The 13,496-nt window shown below is 60.3% G+C and carries 11 protein-coding genes; 5 read left to right on the forward strand and 6 right to left on the reverse strand.

The annotated features are described in order from the left end of the window. Positions 1–73: 73 nt before the first annotated feature. The 6 genes from AC6HU3_RS01485 to AC6HU3_RS01510 all read right to left on the reverse strand — a co-directional run bounded on the left by AC6HU3_RS01485 (position 74) and on the right by AC6HU3_RS01510 (position 7,315). Positions 74–709 carry a CdaR family protein gene (locus AC6HU3_RS01485; protein ID WP_497474038.1) on the reverse strand — a complete coding sequence of 212 codons (636 nt, stop codon included), beginning with the start codon at positions 707–709 and terminating at the stop codon, positions 74–76. Continuing rightward, a complete protein-coding gene (gene lon / locus AC6HU3_RS01490; RefSeq protein WP_497474039.1) occupies positions 706–3,066 on the reverse strand; it encodes an endopeptidase La in 2,361 nt (786 codons plus the stop codon). Before lon ends, AC6HU3_RS01485 begins: the two co-directional genes overlap by 4 nt. Next, the gene (locus tag AC6HU3_RS01495; RefSeq protein WP_497474040.1) at positions 3,059–3,424 is read right to left on the reverse strand and encodes an Hsp20/alpha crystallin family protein; all 366 of its coding nucleotides are present in this window, start codon (positions 3,422–3,424) and stop codon (positions 3,059–3,061) included. Before AC6HU3_RS01495 ends, lon begins: the two co-directional genes overlap by 8 nt. Continuing rightward, complete coding sequence (gene guaA / locus AC6HU3_RS01500; RefSeq protein WP_497474041.1) at positions 3,424–4,953, reverse strand: glutamine-hydrolyzing GMP synthase; 1,530 nt, start codon at positions 4,951–4,953, stop codon at positions 3,424–3,426. Before guaA ends, AC6HU3_RS01495 begins: the two co-directional genes overlap by 1 nt. Beyond that, positions 4,950–6,212: a phosphoribosylamine--glycine ligase gene (purD, locus tag AC6HU3_RS01505; protein WP_497474042.1), complete on the reverse strand. Its 1,263-nt coding sequence runs from the start codon at positions 6,210–6,212 to the stop codon at positions 4,950–4,952. The genes guaA and purD overlap by 4 nt, the downstream gene beginning before the upstream one ends. A gap of 110 nt (positions 6,213–6,322) precedes the next feature. Continuing rightward, positions 6,323–7,315, reverse strand: a complete 993-nt coding sequence (locus AC6HU3_RS01510; protein ID WP_497474044.1) for a radical SAM protein — start codon at positions 7,313–7,315, stop codon at positions 6,323–6,325. A 172-nt stretch (positions 7,316–7,487) separates the two neighbouring features. Between AC6HU3_RS01510 and AC6HU3_RS01515 the strand changes: the two genes are divergently transcribed. The 5 genes from AC6HU3_RS01515 to AC6HU3_RS01535 all read left to right on the forward strand — a co-directional run bounded on the left by AC6HU3_RS01515 (position 7,488) and on the right by AC6HU3_RS01535 (position 13,440). Next, positions 7,488–7,781 carry a hypothetical protein gene (locus tag AC6HU3_RS01515; RefSeq protein ID WP_497474046.1) on the forward strand — a complete coding sequence of 98 codons (294 nt, stop codon included), beginning with the start codon at positions 7,488–7,490 and terminating at the stop codon, positions 7,779–7,781. Between the two features lie 64 nt (positions 7,782–7,845). Further along, complete coding sequence (locus AC6HU3_RS01520; RefSeq protein WP_497474047.1) at positions 7,846–9,024, forward strand: TolC family protein; 1,179 nt, start codon at positions 7,846–7,848, stop codon at positions 9,022–9,024. Then, on the forward strand, positions 9,021–9,941 hold the full coding sequence (locus AC6HU3_RS01525) for an efflux RND transporter periplasmic adaptor subunit (protein ID WP_497474049.1): 921 nt from the start codon (positions 9,021–9,023) through the stop codon (positions 9,939–9,941). Before AC6HU3_RS01520 ends, AC6HU3_RS01525 begins: the two co-directional genes overlap by 4 nt. Before the next feature lie 10 nt (positions 9,942–9,951). Next, the gene (locus tag AC6HU3_RS01530) at positions 9,952–13,044 is read left to right on the forward strand and encodes an efflux RND transporter permease subunit (RefSeq protein WP_497474051.1); all 3,093 of its coding nucleotides are present in this window, start codon (positions 9,952–9,954) and stop codon (positions 13,042–13,044) included. A 54-nt stretch (positions 13,045–13,098) separates the two neighbouring features. Continuing rightward, positions 13,099–13,440 carry a P-II family nitrogen regulator gene (locus tag AC6HU3_RS01535; RefSeq protein WP_497474052.1) on the forward strand — a complete coding sequence of 114 codons (342 nt, stop codon included), beginning with the start codon at positions 13,099–13,101 and terminating at the stop codon, positions 13,438–13,440. Positions 13,441–13,496: the final 56 nt, after the last annotated feature.

Raw genomic sequence — 13,496 nt, forward strand, 5'->3', positions numbered from 1 at the left:
TTCGCCATCCATTGTGCAAGTCCGGGGGTGACCTGTCAAGAGGGACTGGGCTGGCCTGTCCAGGCCGGGTCCGTCACGGGGTGGAAGGAGAAGGAGTCGCCTGAACGCTCACCCGAACGCTTTCGGGGTCCACCCGGCTGAGAGGTGGGGAAAGGAGAGGAAGAACGGTGTCCCGAACCCCCGAATCGGCAACGATTAGCGTTTCGGTGATCACCGCACCGAGCGTGTTGAGAACCGTTCGGGGTCCCCGAACACGCACCCGGGAAGGTTTCACCGCCCTGGAAAGAACCACCAGCCCTTCCGACACCCGGAGGGGCACCTCCACCTCCACTGTACGGGTCCGAATACGGTCCACGGTGAGGAGAATGCTCGGTGGAATCACCCGCACACCGGCCGGCGGATCCGCTGCGAACCGGATGTTCTCCGGCTCCAGTGAAAAGGCGTTGCGGCCCAGCCGCGCCCGGGACAGACGCAGCGAATAGACGGGAGGAGGGGCAAAGGCATGGAGAAGAAGGACCTTTCCGCGATCCTGAAGTTCCACCCACACCGTGTCCGGCTCCACCTCCACCACCACATAACGGGAGGTGTCCAGTCCGGAGATGGACAGAACCAGGGGACGGCGAAGGGTGTAGACCTCTTCCGTTTTGGCGTGAAACCACAGTCCCCCCGCCAGAACAAATGACAGAAGGAGAAGCCCCCGATCCGTCATGGAAACACGATCCTGAACGCCTGATCCACGGAATCCACCAGGTGGAACGTGATGTCTTTCCGGATGTGCTGCGGGATCTCCTCAAGATCCTTTTCGTTGAACCGGGGGAGGAGGATCTCCCGGTAGCCCGCCCGGTGAGCCGCGGTCACCTTTTCTTTGATGCCCCCCACAGGGAGAATTCGTCCGGTCAGGGTGATTTCTCCCGTCATGGCCAGTCCCTCCCGCGGGGGACGATCCAGAAGGAGGGAGCACAGGGCGATAAAAATGGTGATCCCGGCCGACGGTCCGTCTTTGGGCACGGCCCCCTCGGGAATGTGGATGTGAAAATCGTATCGCTCAAAGAAATCTTCCTGAATGCCATACTGGGGAGCCCGTGCCCGCAGAAGGGACAGGGCCGCCTGTGCCGATTCCTCCATCACCTTGCCGATCCGGCCCGTCAGGGTCAATTGTTTGCCCCCCGGCATTTTCAGGGCCTCCACATACAGCACCTCTCCACCCACCGGCGTCCAGGCAAGACCCGGCGCGACCCCCACTTCACTCCGGCGACGCACGAGGTCCGGCGGGAACCTGCGGGGCCCCAGATAGGCGTGCAGGTTTCGGGCCGTGATGGAAAACACGTCCGGAGGAGACTCCTCCGTGGTGAGACGCATGGCGATTCGGCGGGCCACCCGGTGGAGTTCCCGCTCAAGGTTTCTTACCCCGGCTTCACGGGTGTAGCCCCGGATGATTTCGAGCAGGGCTTTTCTGGAGAAGCGGACCCGAACCCCTTCCAGACCGTTCTCTCTGAGCGCCCGGGGGATCAGATAGTGGCGGGCGATCTGGATTTTATCCTCATCCACATAGCCCGGAATTTCGATCACTTCCATCCGGTCCAGGAGGGGGGCGGGAATGGTGTCCACCATGTTGGCCGTGGCGATGAACAGGACGCGGGAAAGGTCAAAGGGAATTTCCAGATAATGATCCGAAAAGCTGTGGTTCTGCTCCGGGTCCAGCACTTCCAGCAGAGCCGCCGCCGGATCGCCCCGAAAATCCATCCCCAGTTTGTCAATTTCATCCAGCATGAACACCGGATTGCGGGAACCGGCCTGTTTCAGGGCCTGGATGATCCGTCCTGGAAGGGCGCCGATATAGGTCCGGCGATGGCCCCGGATCTCTGCCTCGTCCCGGACGCCCCCCAGGGAAATGCGAACGAACTTTCGCCCCAGAGCACGGGCGATGGACCGTCCCAGGGACGTTTTCCCCACACCTGGCGGTCCCAGGAAACACAGAATGGGGCCTTTGACGTCCTTTTTGAGTTTGCGGACGGCCAGGAACTCCAGGATCCGCTCTTTCGCCCGCTCCAGGTCATAGTGGTCCTGATCCAGGATCTTCCGGGCCCGGCGAATGTCCAGCCGATCCCGGGTTTCCACGTTCCAGGGGAGGGACAGAATCCAGTCCAGATAAGTGCGAACCACGTTGTATTCGGGGGAGGCAGGCTGGATCCACCGGAGGCGTTCCCATTCCTTGAGGGCCACCTCCCGGGCGTGTTCCGGGAGCCCCGCCTTTTCGATCGCCTCCCGGAGCTCGGCGAGTTCCCGCTCCCGGTCGTCCATCATGCCGAGCTCTTTCTGAATGGCCTTGAGCTGTTCCCTCAGGAAATATTCCCGCTGTCCCCGGGAGATTTCGCTCTGGACTTCCTCCTGGATCTTGCGGGAGAGGCGAAGCACCTCCAGTTCCCGCTGAAGGAGCTTCAGGACCTCCAGGGCACGGGTCCGGGGATCCAGAATCTCCAGGATCCGGACCTTGTCCTCCAGAGAAAAGGGAATGTGGGTGGCGATGAGATCGGCCAGGTTTCCAAGGTCGGTCGTGTTGAGCACGGCCGTGATGAATTCATCCGGGAGGCCGTCTTCCGAAAGACGCTGAATTTCCTGGACACTTTGATACAGGGACTGCTGAAGGGCTTCCGTTTCCCGGGTTTTCTCCAGGGGAGGCTCCTGAAGGATCTCCACCCGTGCAACGAGATACGGCTCCGTCTGCACCCATTCCAGGACGCGCAGGCGGTCCAGCCCCTGGATGTCCACCCGCATGACGTCTCCGGGGAGGCGGAGCATCCGGAGAATCCGGGCCCGAACCCCGACAGTGTAAAGATCCTCCGGGGAAGGATCCTCGATCTCCGGATCTTTCTGGGGCACCACCCCCACGATCTTCTCCCCCCGGGAAAGGAGTTCATCCACCAGTTTCCGGGAGGATGGGCGTCCCACCATGATGGGAAGGGCAATACCCGGATAAAGCACACCTCCCCGCAGGGGAAGAACCGGAAGTTCAAGAATCTCTTTTTCGGTCATGGCTTCCATCAGATCCTGAGGCGTCTCACTCATGGTGTTCTCCTTCCTGAACAGGGATCTGGACGGGGGGTTTTCGAGGAATGATCAGGATGAGGATCCCGTCCGCGAGGCGGCTCTCGATGCCGTCCACATCAAATCCCCCGGGGACTCTCATCTCAAAACGAAAGGGTCCTGCCGGAATCCCCATGCGGAGAAACCGGCGAACGGGCGGAAATCTGCGTTCCCCGGTGGTCACCCGCAGAACCCGATCCTCAAGCACAATCTCAACGGCCTCCCCGGGAATCCCCGGCAGCGCCAGTTCCACCACCAGGGCCTCCGGGGTCTCATACACGTTGGTGGGCGGCTCATCCACCCGTTCCATCCAGAACACTTCAAAGCGATACCAGCTCATCACTCCCACTCTATGGTTGCGGGGGGTTTGCTCGTGATGTCATACACCACCCGATTGATCCCTTTCACCTCACCCACAAGACGAACGGCCAGCCGATCCAGCAGGGCATGGGGGAGACGGGCCCAGTCCGCCGTCATGCCGTCTTCGCTCACCACGGCCCGAATGGCCAGAACCCAGGCGTAGGTCCGGGCATCCCCCATGACCCCCACCGTGGAAAGGGGAATGAGCACCGGGAAAATCTGCCAGAGGTGCTCATAATACCCGCCCTTCCGGGTTTCTTCCTCAATGATGGCATCCGCCTCCTGAAGGAGGGCCACCCGGTCGGGTGTGACCTCTCCCAGAATCCGAACGGCAAAACCGGGGCCGGGAAAGGGATGACGGGTCACCACTTCCTTCGGTAACCCCAGCATCCGGGCAATACCCCGCACCTCATCCTTGAACAGTTCCCGGAAGGGTTCCAGAAGCTCAAACCCGAGCTCTTCCGGAAGCCCCCCCACGTTGTGATGGGTTTTGATGGTCGCGGCAGGACCGGTGGAATGTCCGCTTTCGATCACATCCGGATACAGCGTGCCCTGGGCGAGGAACCGGACGTTTCCCGGAAGATTTTGCGCCACCTCCCGGAACACCTCAATGAACGTGTGCCCGATGATCTTCCGCTTCTCCTCCGGATCGGTGACGCCGGCAAGACGCTCAAAGAACCGCTCCCGGGCGTCCACGATCTGGAGGTGGCGAAGAAGGGCGAACGTCCGTGCCACCCGCTCACGTTCCCCCTTTTTGAGAAGCCCGGTGTCCACAAACACCGCATAGAGCTGATCCGGGATCACACGGTGGAGAAAGGCGGCAAGGGTGGAAGAATCCACTCCGCCCGACAGGGCGAGAAGCACCCCCGCATCGCACACCTGTTCCCGAATCTCCCGTTCCTTCTCCCTGAGAAAATCGGCGAGTTTCCAGGATGGGGAAAGACCAGCGCCCCGAAAGGCAAACCGTTCAAGCATTTCACGGCCATACTGTGTGTGGGACACCTCCGGGTGGAACTGGACGGCAAACAGACGGCGCTCCGGGTGTTCAAAGGCGGCAAAGGGTGTGGCCTCCGTGCGGGCCGTGTGGATGAATCCTTCCGGCAGGGCTTCCACCCGGTCGCCATGACTCATCCAGACCCGAAAGCGCGCCGGGAGCCCTTCAAAGAGCACACCCGGGGTGATCACCTCAAGCTCGGCAGGGCCGTATTCCCGGCTTTCCGCCGAAACCACCCGTCCTCCCAGTTCATGGGCCATGAGCTGAAGGCCATAGCACACCCCAAGGATGGGAAGGTTTCGTGTCCACAGGGAAGGATGGGGACGGGGGGCACCCGGCTCATACACGCTCCGTGGACCTCCCGAAAGGACCACCGCCCGGATGGACGGGTCGTCCAGGGGAGCATCCGGAGGAAGAATTTCAGAATAGACCTGGAGTTCACGAAACCGCCGGGCGATCAGCTTGGTGTACTGCGACCCGAAGTCCAGAATGGCGACCTTTTCCTGAACCTTCATAGCTGTCCGATGTCCTTCCGGTAATGCATGCCCTCAAAGTGGATCTTTTCCACCGCCTCATACGCCCGTTTGCGAGCTTCCTCCATGCTCCCTCCGAGCCCCACCACCGTGAGGATCCGGCCTCCTGCTGTGACGACCTTCCCATCCTCCATCCGGGTTCCCCCGTGGAACACCACCACATTTTCCATGGATCGCACGTCGTCCAACCCCTCAATCACCCGTCCCGTTTTCGGACGTTCCGGATAGCCTTCGCTTGCCAGGACCACCCCCACGGCAAACGTCCCCGGGTCCAGCTCAAACCAGGTTTCCTCCAGATCCCCTTCCCGGGCAGCAACAAGAACTTTCAGGAAGTCCCCCTGAAACCGGGGCAGAAGCACCTGGGCTTCGGGGTCCCCCAGACGAACATTGTATTCCAGCATGAACGGTCCCTGTTCCGTGAGCATGAGCCCGAAATACAGGAATCCCAGATAGGCCATGCCTTCCTTTCGCAGGCCTTCAAACGTAGGGAACACCACATCTTCATAAATGGCCGCCCGGATGGTCGGATCGGTGTCCGGAACCGGTGAAATGGCTCCCATTCCCCCGGTGTTGGGTCCTTCATCTCCGTCCAGCAAACGCTTGTAATCCCGGGCTTCCCCAAAGTGCCGGAACATTCTTCCGTCCGACAGAACAAACAGGGACGCTTCTTTGCCGGTGAGAAAGCGCTCCACCACCACCCGGCGACCGGCCTCTCCCAGCGCCTTTTCCACGAGCAACCGCTCAAGGGTCTCCTTGAACTCGTCCCGGTTTCGCACGATGAACGCACCCTTTCCGCCTGCAAGCCCGTCCGCCTTCACCACCACCGGAGGATCCCACCGTTCCACCACATCAGGTATGGACGAGGGGTCTTCCACCACCTGGAAAAACGCCGTGGGGATTCCATGACGTTCCATGAACTGTTTGGCCCAGACCTTGCTTGCTTCCAGCTGAGCTGCGTCCTGCGTTGGGGCCAGGCAGGGGATCCCTTCCTCGGCCAGGGCTTCCTGAATGCCCATGGCGATGGGCTGTTCAGGTCCTACCACCACAAAGTCAATATGGTTTTCCCGCGCAAACCTGACCAGGGCGGGGAGATCGGTGGCGTGGATGGAAACGTTGTTGGCAATTTCGGCGGTCCCGGCGTTGCCGGGGGCGACAAACAGTCGTCGCAGTGTGGACGACTTTGCAATCGCCCAGGCAAGCGCATGTTCTCGGGCACCACTTCCAATCACAAGTACATTCATGGGAACCTCCTTCTCTTCCGGCAGAAACGTGGTGAATTGTCCGGGAGAACACCTGAACCATCAAGAATATTTCCCCCTTGACTGCGATAGAACCGGAGGCTGGGTGGTTCTCAGGGGCGTCCCGGTTCAACCCACCGCCACCGGACATCCAGCCTCCAGAGCCCAAGCCGTCGGGCTTCTTCCCGCGCTTCCCGAAACTCCCTCGCCGTGAGAGGGCGATTGAGTTCCGGATACCGCTCTTCGCCCACCAGGCCTGCGGGGTGATACTGATCCATGAGGTTCAAATACACGTCCGGGCCCAGCGTTTCCCGGATCCATCGGAGAATCGCCCGCGTCTCCTCCAGACATCCCGGCATCACCAGGTGGCGGATGAGCACCCCCCGCAGGGCCAGGCCCTCCTCGTCCACCACCAGATCCCCCACCTGCCGGTGCATCGCCCGTATGGCCCTTCGGGCCACCTCCGGATAATCTTCTGCCCGAAGATAGCGTTTCGCACGTTCGGGGCTCCAGAACTTGAAATCCGGCATATAGATATCCACGATTCCATCCAGGAGGCGAAGGCTTTCCAGGCCATCATAGGCACTGGTGTTATACACGATGGGCAGATTCAACCCCCGTTCCACCGCAATCACCAGGGCCTCCAGCACCTGGGGCACGACGTGTTCGGGTGTGACCAGGTTGATGTTGTGACACCCTGCCTCCTGGAGGGTCAGCATCAGGGCCGCGAGTTCCCCCGCCTGGACCGGCCGGGCCCCCAGACCTCGCCGGCTGATCTCGAAGTTCTGGCAGAACACACACTTGAGATTGCAGAAAGCGAAAAAGATGGTGCCGCTCCCCCGCCATCCCCGGAGCACGTCCTCCTCCCCAAAGTGGGGAAAGGCACTGGCGACGTCCGCCCACCGTCCCGACAGGCACAGACCTCGCTCGTCTTTCAGGCGATTCACGCCGCACACGCGGGGGCAAACCCGGCAGGATGCAAGCATCTCCCGGGTTCTTTCCGCCCGTTCCCGGAGTTCGGCAAGGGAGAGCCTCCGGTAGGCCGGGAGGAAGTCCCGGCGACGCTTCACAAACCCGTCAAAGATGGATGGGAGACCGCGGATCATGACATGGTGTAAGATACAACGTATCCGGCGAAACCGCAAGGTTTGCCCGTGTTGAGCCGAACGTACGCTTTATTCCGCCGTAGCCCGGATGAGCCGGGTTCTCACAGGCGAGGCACACGATGGAGCAGGTTGCCCGGTTGATGTTTCTGACATCGACGTGTATCATTCAAGCATGACGAAAATGTGGAGGATGATAGTTCTTCTGCTGGGGCTCACGGTGGGATTGGAGGTGGTCTATCACCATACGGACATCGCCCACGCCGCCTCCCCCTCCGCGGAAGTCCAGGTGGTGTGCCACCGCAGTGAGGCGGCACCCAGCTTCACCCCCCTTCTTCCGGCCCTGCCCGCCCACCGCGTCATTCTCCCACATCACAAACTCACAGAAAACAGGCCTCTTATTCCCCTGTTTTCCCCCCAGGTCGGCCCTCCATCCGCCTGGTTGAGAAGCGTGATTCTTCTCTGTTAAGGCCGTTCTGACCTTCGTCTCCTGATTGTTTCTTTTCACCCCCCGTTGAACAAGGAGGCATTGTATGCTGGTATGGATGCTTGTGGTGCAAACCTTAACCCTGGAGCAGGCGTGGAACCTTGCCCTGCAGGGGCCACAGTGGAAGGCCATGAAAGAAGAACTGGCCCTGCGAGAGGCGGAAAGCATGGAAGGGATTTTCTGGGAAAACCCGTCGTTCGCTCTGGAGGTGGAGGAGGCCCCGCGCACCGGACTCACTCAGGGCCTGCAAACCCTGCGGTTTTCCTGGGCCCTCCCCCTCTCACCTTCCACCTGGTTTGCCCGAAAAGGACTCCGTCTCACCCGGGAGCAAAATGCATGGCTGGAACAGGCCATGATGGCATCCCTTCGGGCGGAAGTTGTCCGCAGATTTGTTTCGGCTCATCTTGCCCGGAAGCGTCTGGAGATCGAGCAGACCCGGCTCGCCATCCTGGACACGCTGCTCGAATACACGGAAAGACGTCTGCGCAAAGGACGTTCCCACCCCGCAGAACTCGCCCGGATGAAAGCACGGCGAGACCGCCAGGAGGTGGTTATCGAAGAAGCCCACGTGGCCGTCGTCCGGGCCGATCAAGAACTCCTGGAACTGTTTCCAGAAGGCGCGGCGTTCGACAGTCTTGCACTCACCTATACCCTTCCAGCACCCGACGACACCCTTCTCACGAGTCTCCGGGAACGGCTTGCACGGTCCCCTCAAATTCGGTCTCTGGAGACCGAGATTCAGAGACAAAAAGCTCTCGAACGCAGGGCAACGTGGGCCGTTCTTCCCAATCCGGAAATCGAAGGGGGACCTCAGTGGGGGCCGGAGGGTGATTTCATCTCGCTGGGGCTTGGGGTTTCCATTCCCCTTTTCGAACGAAACCAGGGGGAGCGTGCCTTTCGCAAGGCGCGTCTTCGCCAGGTTCAGTATGAAGTTCAGGCCGTTCGGATTCAGCTTGAACGCAGACTTCAGGCGGCATGGGAGGCCTTTCACCATGCGTGGACCCATCGCAATCGTCTGCGTTCCTCCATCCTTCCGGCCCTTGAAGAGGCCTATCGCGCCTATGAGCAGGGGTATCTCCGGGGAAGGTTCGACCTGACCACCCTGCTCGATGCGCAGGCCGATCTCCTGGAGGCCCATCTTCAGGCACTGGAAGTGGAAGAAAAGGCGTGGGAGGCATGGCTTCAAATCTATGAAATCCTTGGACAGAAGGAGGTGTGGCCATGAAGATGCGTACACTGCTTCTCTATGCGGGAATCTTTTGGGGAGGCATCGGTGCCCCGGGATTGCTCGGGGCTGAGGAAGAACACGCCCATGAACCCGAGGAACAGGAGGTGGTCCGCCTGGATGCTTCTGTAATGGAAGAATTCGGCATCCAGCTGGATACCGCGGGGCCAAGGGAACTGGTGGTGGAACACGTCTTTCCCGCGGAGGTGATTCTCCCTCCGTCCGGGAAAAATGAGGTACGCGCCCGGTTTTCGGGTCTGGTGACCCGGATTGTCCGGGAGCTTGGCAGTCGGGTTCAGAAAGGGGATACCCTGGCGTGGATCGAAAGCGACGAGAGCCTGGTCCCCTATCCGGTGGTGTCCCGGATCAACGGCGTTGTCGCCCGGCAGCTTGTGGCCGAGGGGGAGGCGGTGGAGGAGAAAGATCTCCTGTTCGTCGTTGTAAACCCTCGCCTGCTCTGGGCAGCCATCACCATCTATCCCACCGAGATCGGAAAAGTTCGGAAGGGGCAGCGGGTACGCCTCCGGTACAACGGCCAGGAAGTCCGCTCCACCCTTCGATTTGTCGAACCCGTGCTGGATGAGCACACCCGGACCACCCGGGCCTACGCCGTTCTCCAGAACGCACCCAAATCCTGGAAGCCCGGCCTGTTCGTGTGGGCCCATGTGGAGGTGGACCGTCAGCGTGTCCCCGTGGCCGTGGCCCGGGAAGCCCTGATGCGGGTGGAAGGCCGCTGGGCGGTCTTTGTCAAGGAGGAGGACGGATTTCGCCCCGTTCCGGTGAAAATCCTGCAGGAAGACCGGCAGTTTGCTGCAGTGGAAGGGCTGAAACCTGGAACCCCCTATGTGAGGAAAGGGGCTTTCACCCTGAAGGCAGAGATGGAGAAGGGCCTGTTCGGCGAAGGTCACGGACATTAGGAGGCGCGCCATGCGGCGATTTTTCGAGTGGGTGTTGCTTAACAAACTGGTGGTGCTGTTCCTGACCGCCCTGGTGCTTGCGGCAGGGTGGTGGTCCTACCGGAATCTCCCCCTGGACGCCTTTCCGGACGTGAGCCCCAACCTGGTTCAGATTTTCACCGAAACCCATGGCCTCGCGCCTGAGGAGGTGGAAAAGTACGTCACCTATCCCATTGAAGTGGCGATGAACGGCCTGCCAGGGGTGAAGAAAATCCGATCTGTGTCCAACTTCGGGCTCTCGGTGGTGAACGTGTACTTCGAAGACGACGTGGACATCTATTTTGCCCGTCAGGTGGTGAACGAACGCCTGCAGGAAGCCCGGGAGCAGATCCCCGAAGAGTTTGGAGAACCGCAGATGGGCCCCATCACCACGGGGATGGGGGTGATCCTGTATTATCTGGTCGAGGACACCACCGGCCGCAGTGACCTCATGAAGCTCCGGGAGGTCCAGGACTGGATCGTGAAATACAACCTCCAGACGGTTCCAGGTGTGACGGAAGTGCTCTCTCTCGGGGGATTTGTCCGGCAATACCAGGTGCTGGTCCATCCCGCTGCCCTTCTCAAATACAACCTGACCCTTTCGGACATCGCGGACGCCGTTCGACGAAACAACGCCAACACCGGCGCCCAGTTCATCATCAAAAACCGGGAAGAGCTGCTGGTTCGCTCGGTGGGGATGGTCCGGAATCTGAAGGATCTGGAGCAGGTGGTGGTGAAAGTGGAGGATGGCCGACCGGTCTATCTGCGGGATGTGGCCACCATCACCTTTGGTGGAGAGATCCGGCGCGGTCTGGCCACGATGAACGGGGAAGGAGAGGTGGTGGCCGGATTGGTTCTCAAACTCTTCGGAGAAAACACCGCAAAGGTGATCCAGAACGTCCACGAGCGGATTCGAAGCATCAACCGGATGCTTCCCGAAGGGTTCCGGATTCTTCCCTATTACGATCAGGCCAAACTGGTGTTCAAAAGCATCGAGACCGTATCCAGCGCGCTTCTTCAGGGGATCGTGCTCATCATTCTGGTTCAATTTCTGCTGGTGGGAGGCCTCCGCCCCAGTCTGGTGGTTCTGGGAGCCCTTCCGTTTTCCCTTGCGGTGGCGGTGATCCTGATGCGTGTGACGGGGATGTCCGCCAACCTCATGACCTTCGGGGGACTGGCCATCGCCATCGGAATGCTGGTGGACGGGGCGGTGGTGATGGTGGAAAACATGGCCCGATGGTTAAAGGAACGTCCTGAGGGAGAACCCGCTGCCCACGCCATCGTTCGGGCTGCCTCCGAAGTGGCCCGACCGGTGCTCTTCGCCACGCTGATCATTATCCTGGTGTTCGCCCCGATTCTTGCACTTTCCGGAGTGGAAGGGAAGATGTTCCGTCCCCTGGCGACGACGGTGGTGTTTGCCCTCCTGGGTGCACTGATCTATGCCCTGTTTCTGAGCCCGGTGCTGAGTGTCCTTGTGCTGAAGGCTTCCCAGACAACCGACCTCTCCGACCGGATCCTGTCGGTGCTCTTCCGGTATTACGCCCGCCCTCTTCAGTTTTTCGTGGATCGGCCTGTCGTTGGGGTAGGGATTGCGATATCGTTGCTGGTTCTGGGCGTGGTCGGGTTCTCCCGGCTCGGGTCAGAATTCGTTCCGCGGATTGACGAGGGGGACATCCTGATCCGCATGACCATGGCTCCCTCCATTTCCCTTCCTGAGGCCAAAGAAACCGTTCTCCGGTTCGAGCGGCGGATTCTCCGTGAGTTCCCGGAAATCGAGAGAGTGGTCACCCGCATTGGGCGGGGAGAAACCGGTGCCCATTCCGATCCTACCAACACCGCAGAGGCTTTTCTCCAGCTGAAAGACAAAAAGCACTGGCGGTTTAAGAATGTGGAAGAGCTCCTTGCCGCCATGAGTGAGACCTTCGAGACGTTCCCCGGCGTCCAGTTCAACTTTTCCCAGCCCATTGCCATGTCCATTGACGAGTTGCTTACCGGTGTTCGGGCGGAACTTGCCGTCAAGATTTTCGGACCCGACATTGACACCCTTAAAGCTCTCGCTTCCCGGGTCGAGGCCATCATCCGTGACATCCCGGGGGCCGCTGACGTTCAGAAAGACCAGATCACCGGGACTCCCCAGGTGCGGATCCGGATCAACCGAGATGCCCTGGCTCGATATGGCATTCAGGTGGAGGACGTTCACGAAACCCTGCGCATGGCCATCGGAGGAGAGTCGGTCAGCCAGGTGTTTGAAGGGGTAAAGCGCTTCGATATTTTCGTCCGTTACGTCCCCGAAGCCCGGTCCACCGTGGAGGCGATCCGGGATCTCCTCGTTCCCGGTCCCGGGGATCTTCGCCTTCCTCTCAAAATGCTTGCCGAGGTGGAGGAGGTGGTGGGTCCCCGACAGATTACCCGGGAGGACAACCAGCGGTTCATCACCGTTCAGTGTAACGTTCGGGGGCGGGACATGGGAAGTTTTGTGGAAGAGGCCCAGAAGCGAATCGAGGAGGAAGTCACCTTCCCACCGGGCTACAGCCTCACGTGGGGTGGACAGTTTGAGCTCCAGCAAGAGGCAAACCGTCGGCTGATGGTGGTGATCCCCCTCACCCTGCTCACCGTGTTCGTTCTTCTCTACCTTTCCTTCAACCATCTCAAAAGCGCCCTCCTGATCCTCCTCAACATTCCCCTTGCCCTGGTTGGAGGTGTGTTCGCCCTTCTGCTCACAGGACAGAACCTTTCCGTTCCTGCGTCCATTGGGTTCATCTCCCTGTTCGGCATCGCACTTTCCAACGGCATGGTGCTGGTGACCTATTACAACCAGCTCCTTCGTGAGGGTCTTCCGCTGAGGGATGCGGTGATCCGGGGAAGCATGCTTCGCCTGCGTCCGGTGCTGATGACGGCATCCACCACCGCCCTCGGGCTCATTCCCATGCTCTTTGCCACCGGAACCGGAAGCGAGGTCCAGAAACCCCTTGCCACCGTGGTGATCGGGGGACTTGTGACCTCCACCGTTCTCACCCTTCTGGTGCTCCCCGCGGTGTACCGCTGGTTTGCCTATCGCCCGGAAGTGGAAACCGTACATCATTAACGTTTCTCACGGGGGGAAGAGATTTCTTCCCCCCGTCAAAACAGGAGGTGGATCATGGGCCTGAAATGGGTGGTGGCCTACATCAAGCCTCACCGGCTGGATCGGGTGGTGCTCGCCCTCGAAAGGCTGGAACACCTTTCCGGGATGAGCGTGTGTGACGTGAGGGGATTCGGACGGCGGGAGAACGACGTGGAACTGCCTCAGGACCGGGTGCGGGATTTCGCCCCATATGTCCGGCTGGAGATCTTCTGTCGGGAAGAGATGGTGTCCCAGGTGGTGGAGACCATCCTGCACCACGCCCACACCGGTCTTCGGGGAGATGGGAAAATCTACGTGATTCCCGTGGAGGACGCATGGCGGATTCGGACACAGGAAAGGGGGCCGGAAGTGGTGTGAACTGAACATTTCTTCCTGATCCTGTACCCTTTTAGCCCATCAAAACAAAGGAGGTT

This window comes from Caldifarcimen microaerophilum, from assembly GCF_055387105.1.

What these genes read in the sequence shown, in the direction of transcription:
- guaA (WP_497474041.1), bottom strand. Translation starts at nt 4,953, where the DNA reads ATGAAGGTTCAGGAAAAGGTCGCCATTCTGGACTTCGGGTCGCAGTAC.
- AC6HU3_RS01530 (WP_497474051.1), top strand. Translation starts at nt 9,952, where the DNA reads ATGCGGCGATTTTTCGAGTGGGTGTTGCTTAACAAACTGGTGGTGCTG.
- purD (WP_497474042.1), bottom strand. Translation starts at nt 6,212, where the DNA reads ATGAATGTACTTGTGATTGGAAGTGGTGCCCGAGAACATGCGCTTGCC.
- AC6HU3_RS01495 (WP_497474040.1), bottom strand. Translation starts at nt 3,424, where the DNA reads ATGAGCTGGTATCGCTTTGAAGTGTTCTGGATGGAACGGGTGGATGAG.
- AC6HU3_RS01520 (WP_497474047.1), top strand. Translation starts at nt 7,846, where the DNA reads ATGCTGGTATGGATGCTTGTGGTGCAAACCTTAACCCTGGAGCAGGCG.
- lon (WP_497474039.1), bottom strand. Translation starts at nt 3,066, where the DNA reads ATGAGTGAGACGCCTCAGGATCTGATGGAAGCCATGACCGAAAAAGAG.
- AC6HU3_RS01525 (WP_497474049.1), top strand. Translation starts at nt 9,021, where the DNA reads ATGAAGATGCGTACACTGCTTCTCTATGCGGGAATCTTTTGGGGAGGC.
- AC6HU3_RS01535 (WP_497474052.1), top strand. Translation starts at nt 13,099, where the DNA reads ATGGGCCTGAAATGGGTGGTGGCCTACATCAAGCCTCACCGGCTGGAT.
- AC6HU3_RS01485 (WP_497474038.1), bottom strand. Translation starts at nt 709, where the DNA reads ATGACGGATCGGGGGCTTCTCCTTCTGTCATTTGTTCTGGCGGGGGGA.
- AC6HU3_RS01515 (WP_497474046.1), top strand. Translation starts at nt 7,488, where the DNA reads ATGACGAAAATGTGGAGGATGATAGTTCTTCTGCTGGGGCTCACGGTG.
- AC6HU3_RS01510 (WP_497474044.1), bottom strand. Translation starts at nt 7,315, where the DNA reads ATGATCCGCGGTCTCCCATCCATCTTTGACGGGTTTGTGAAGCGTCGC.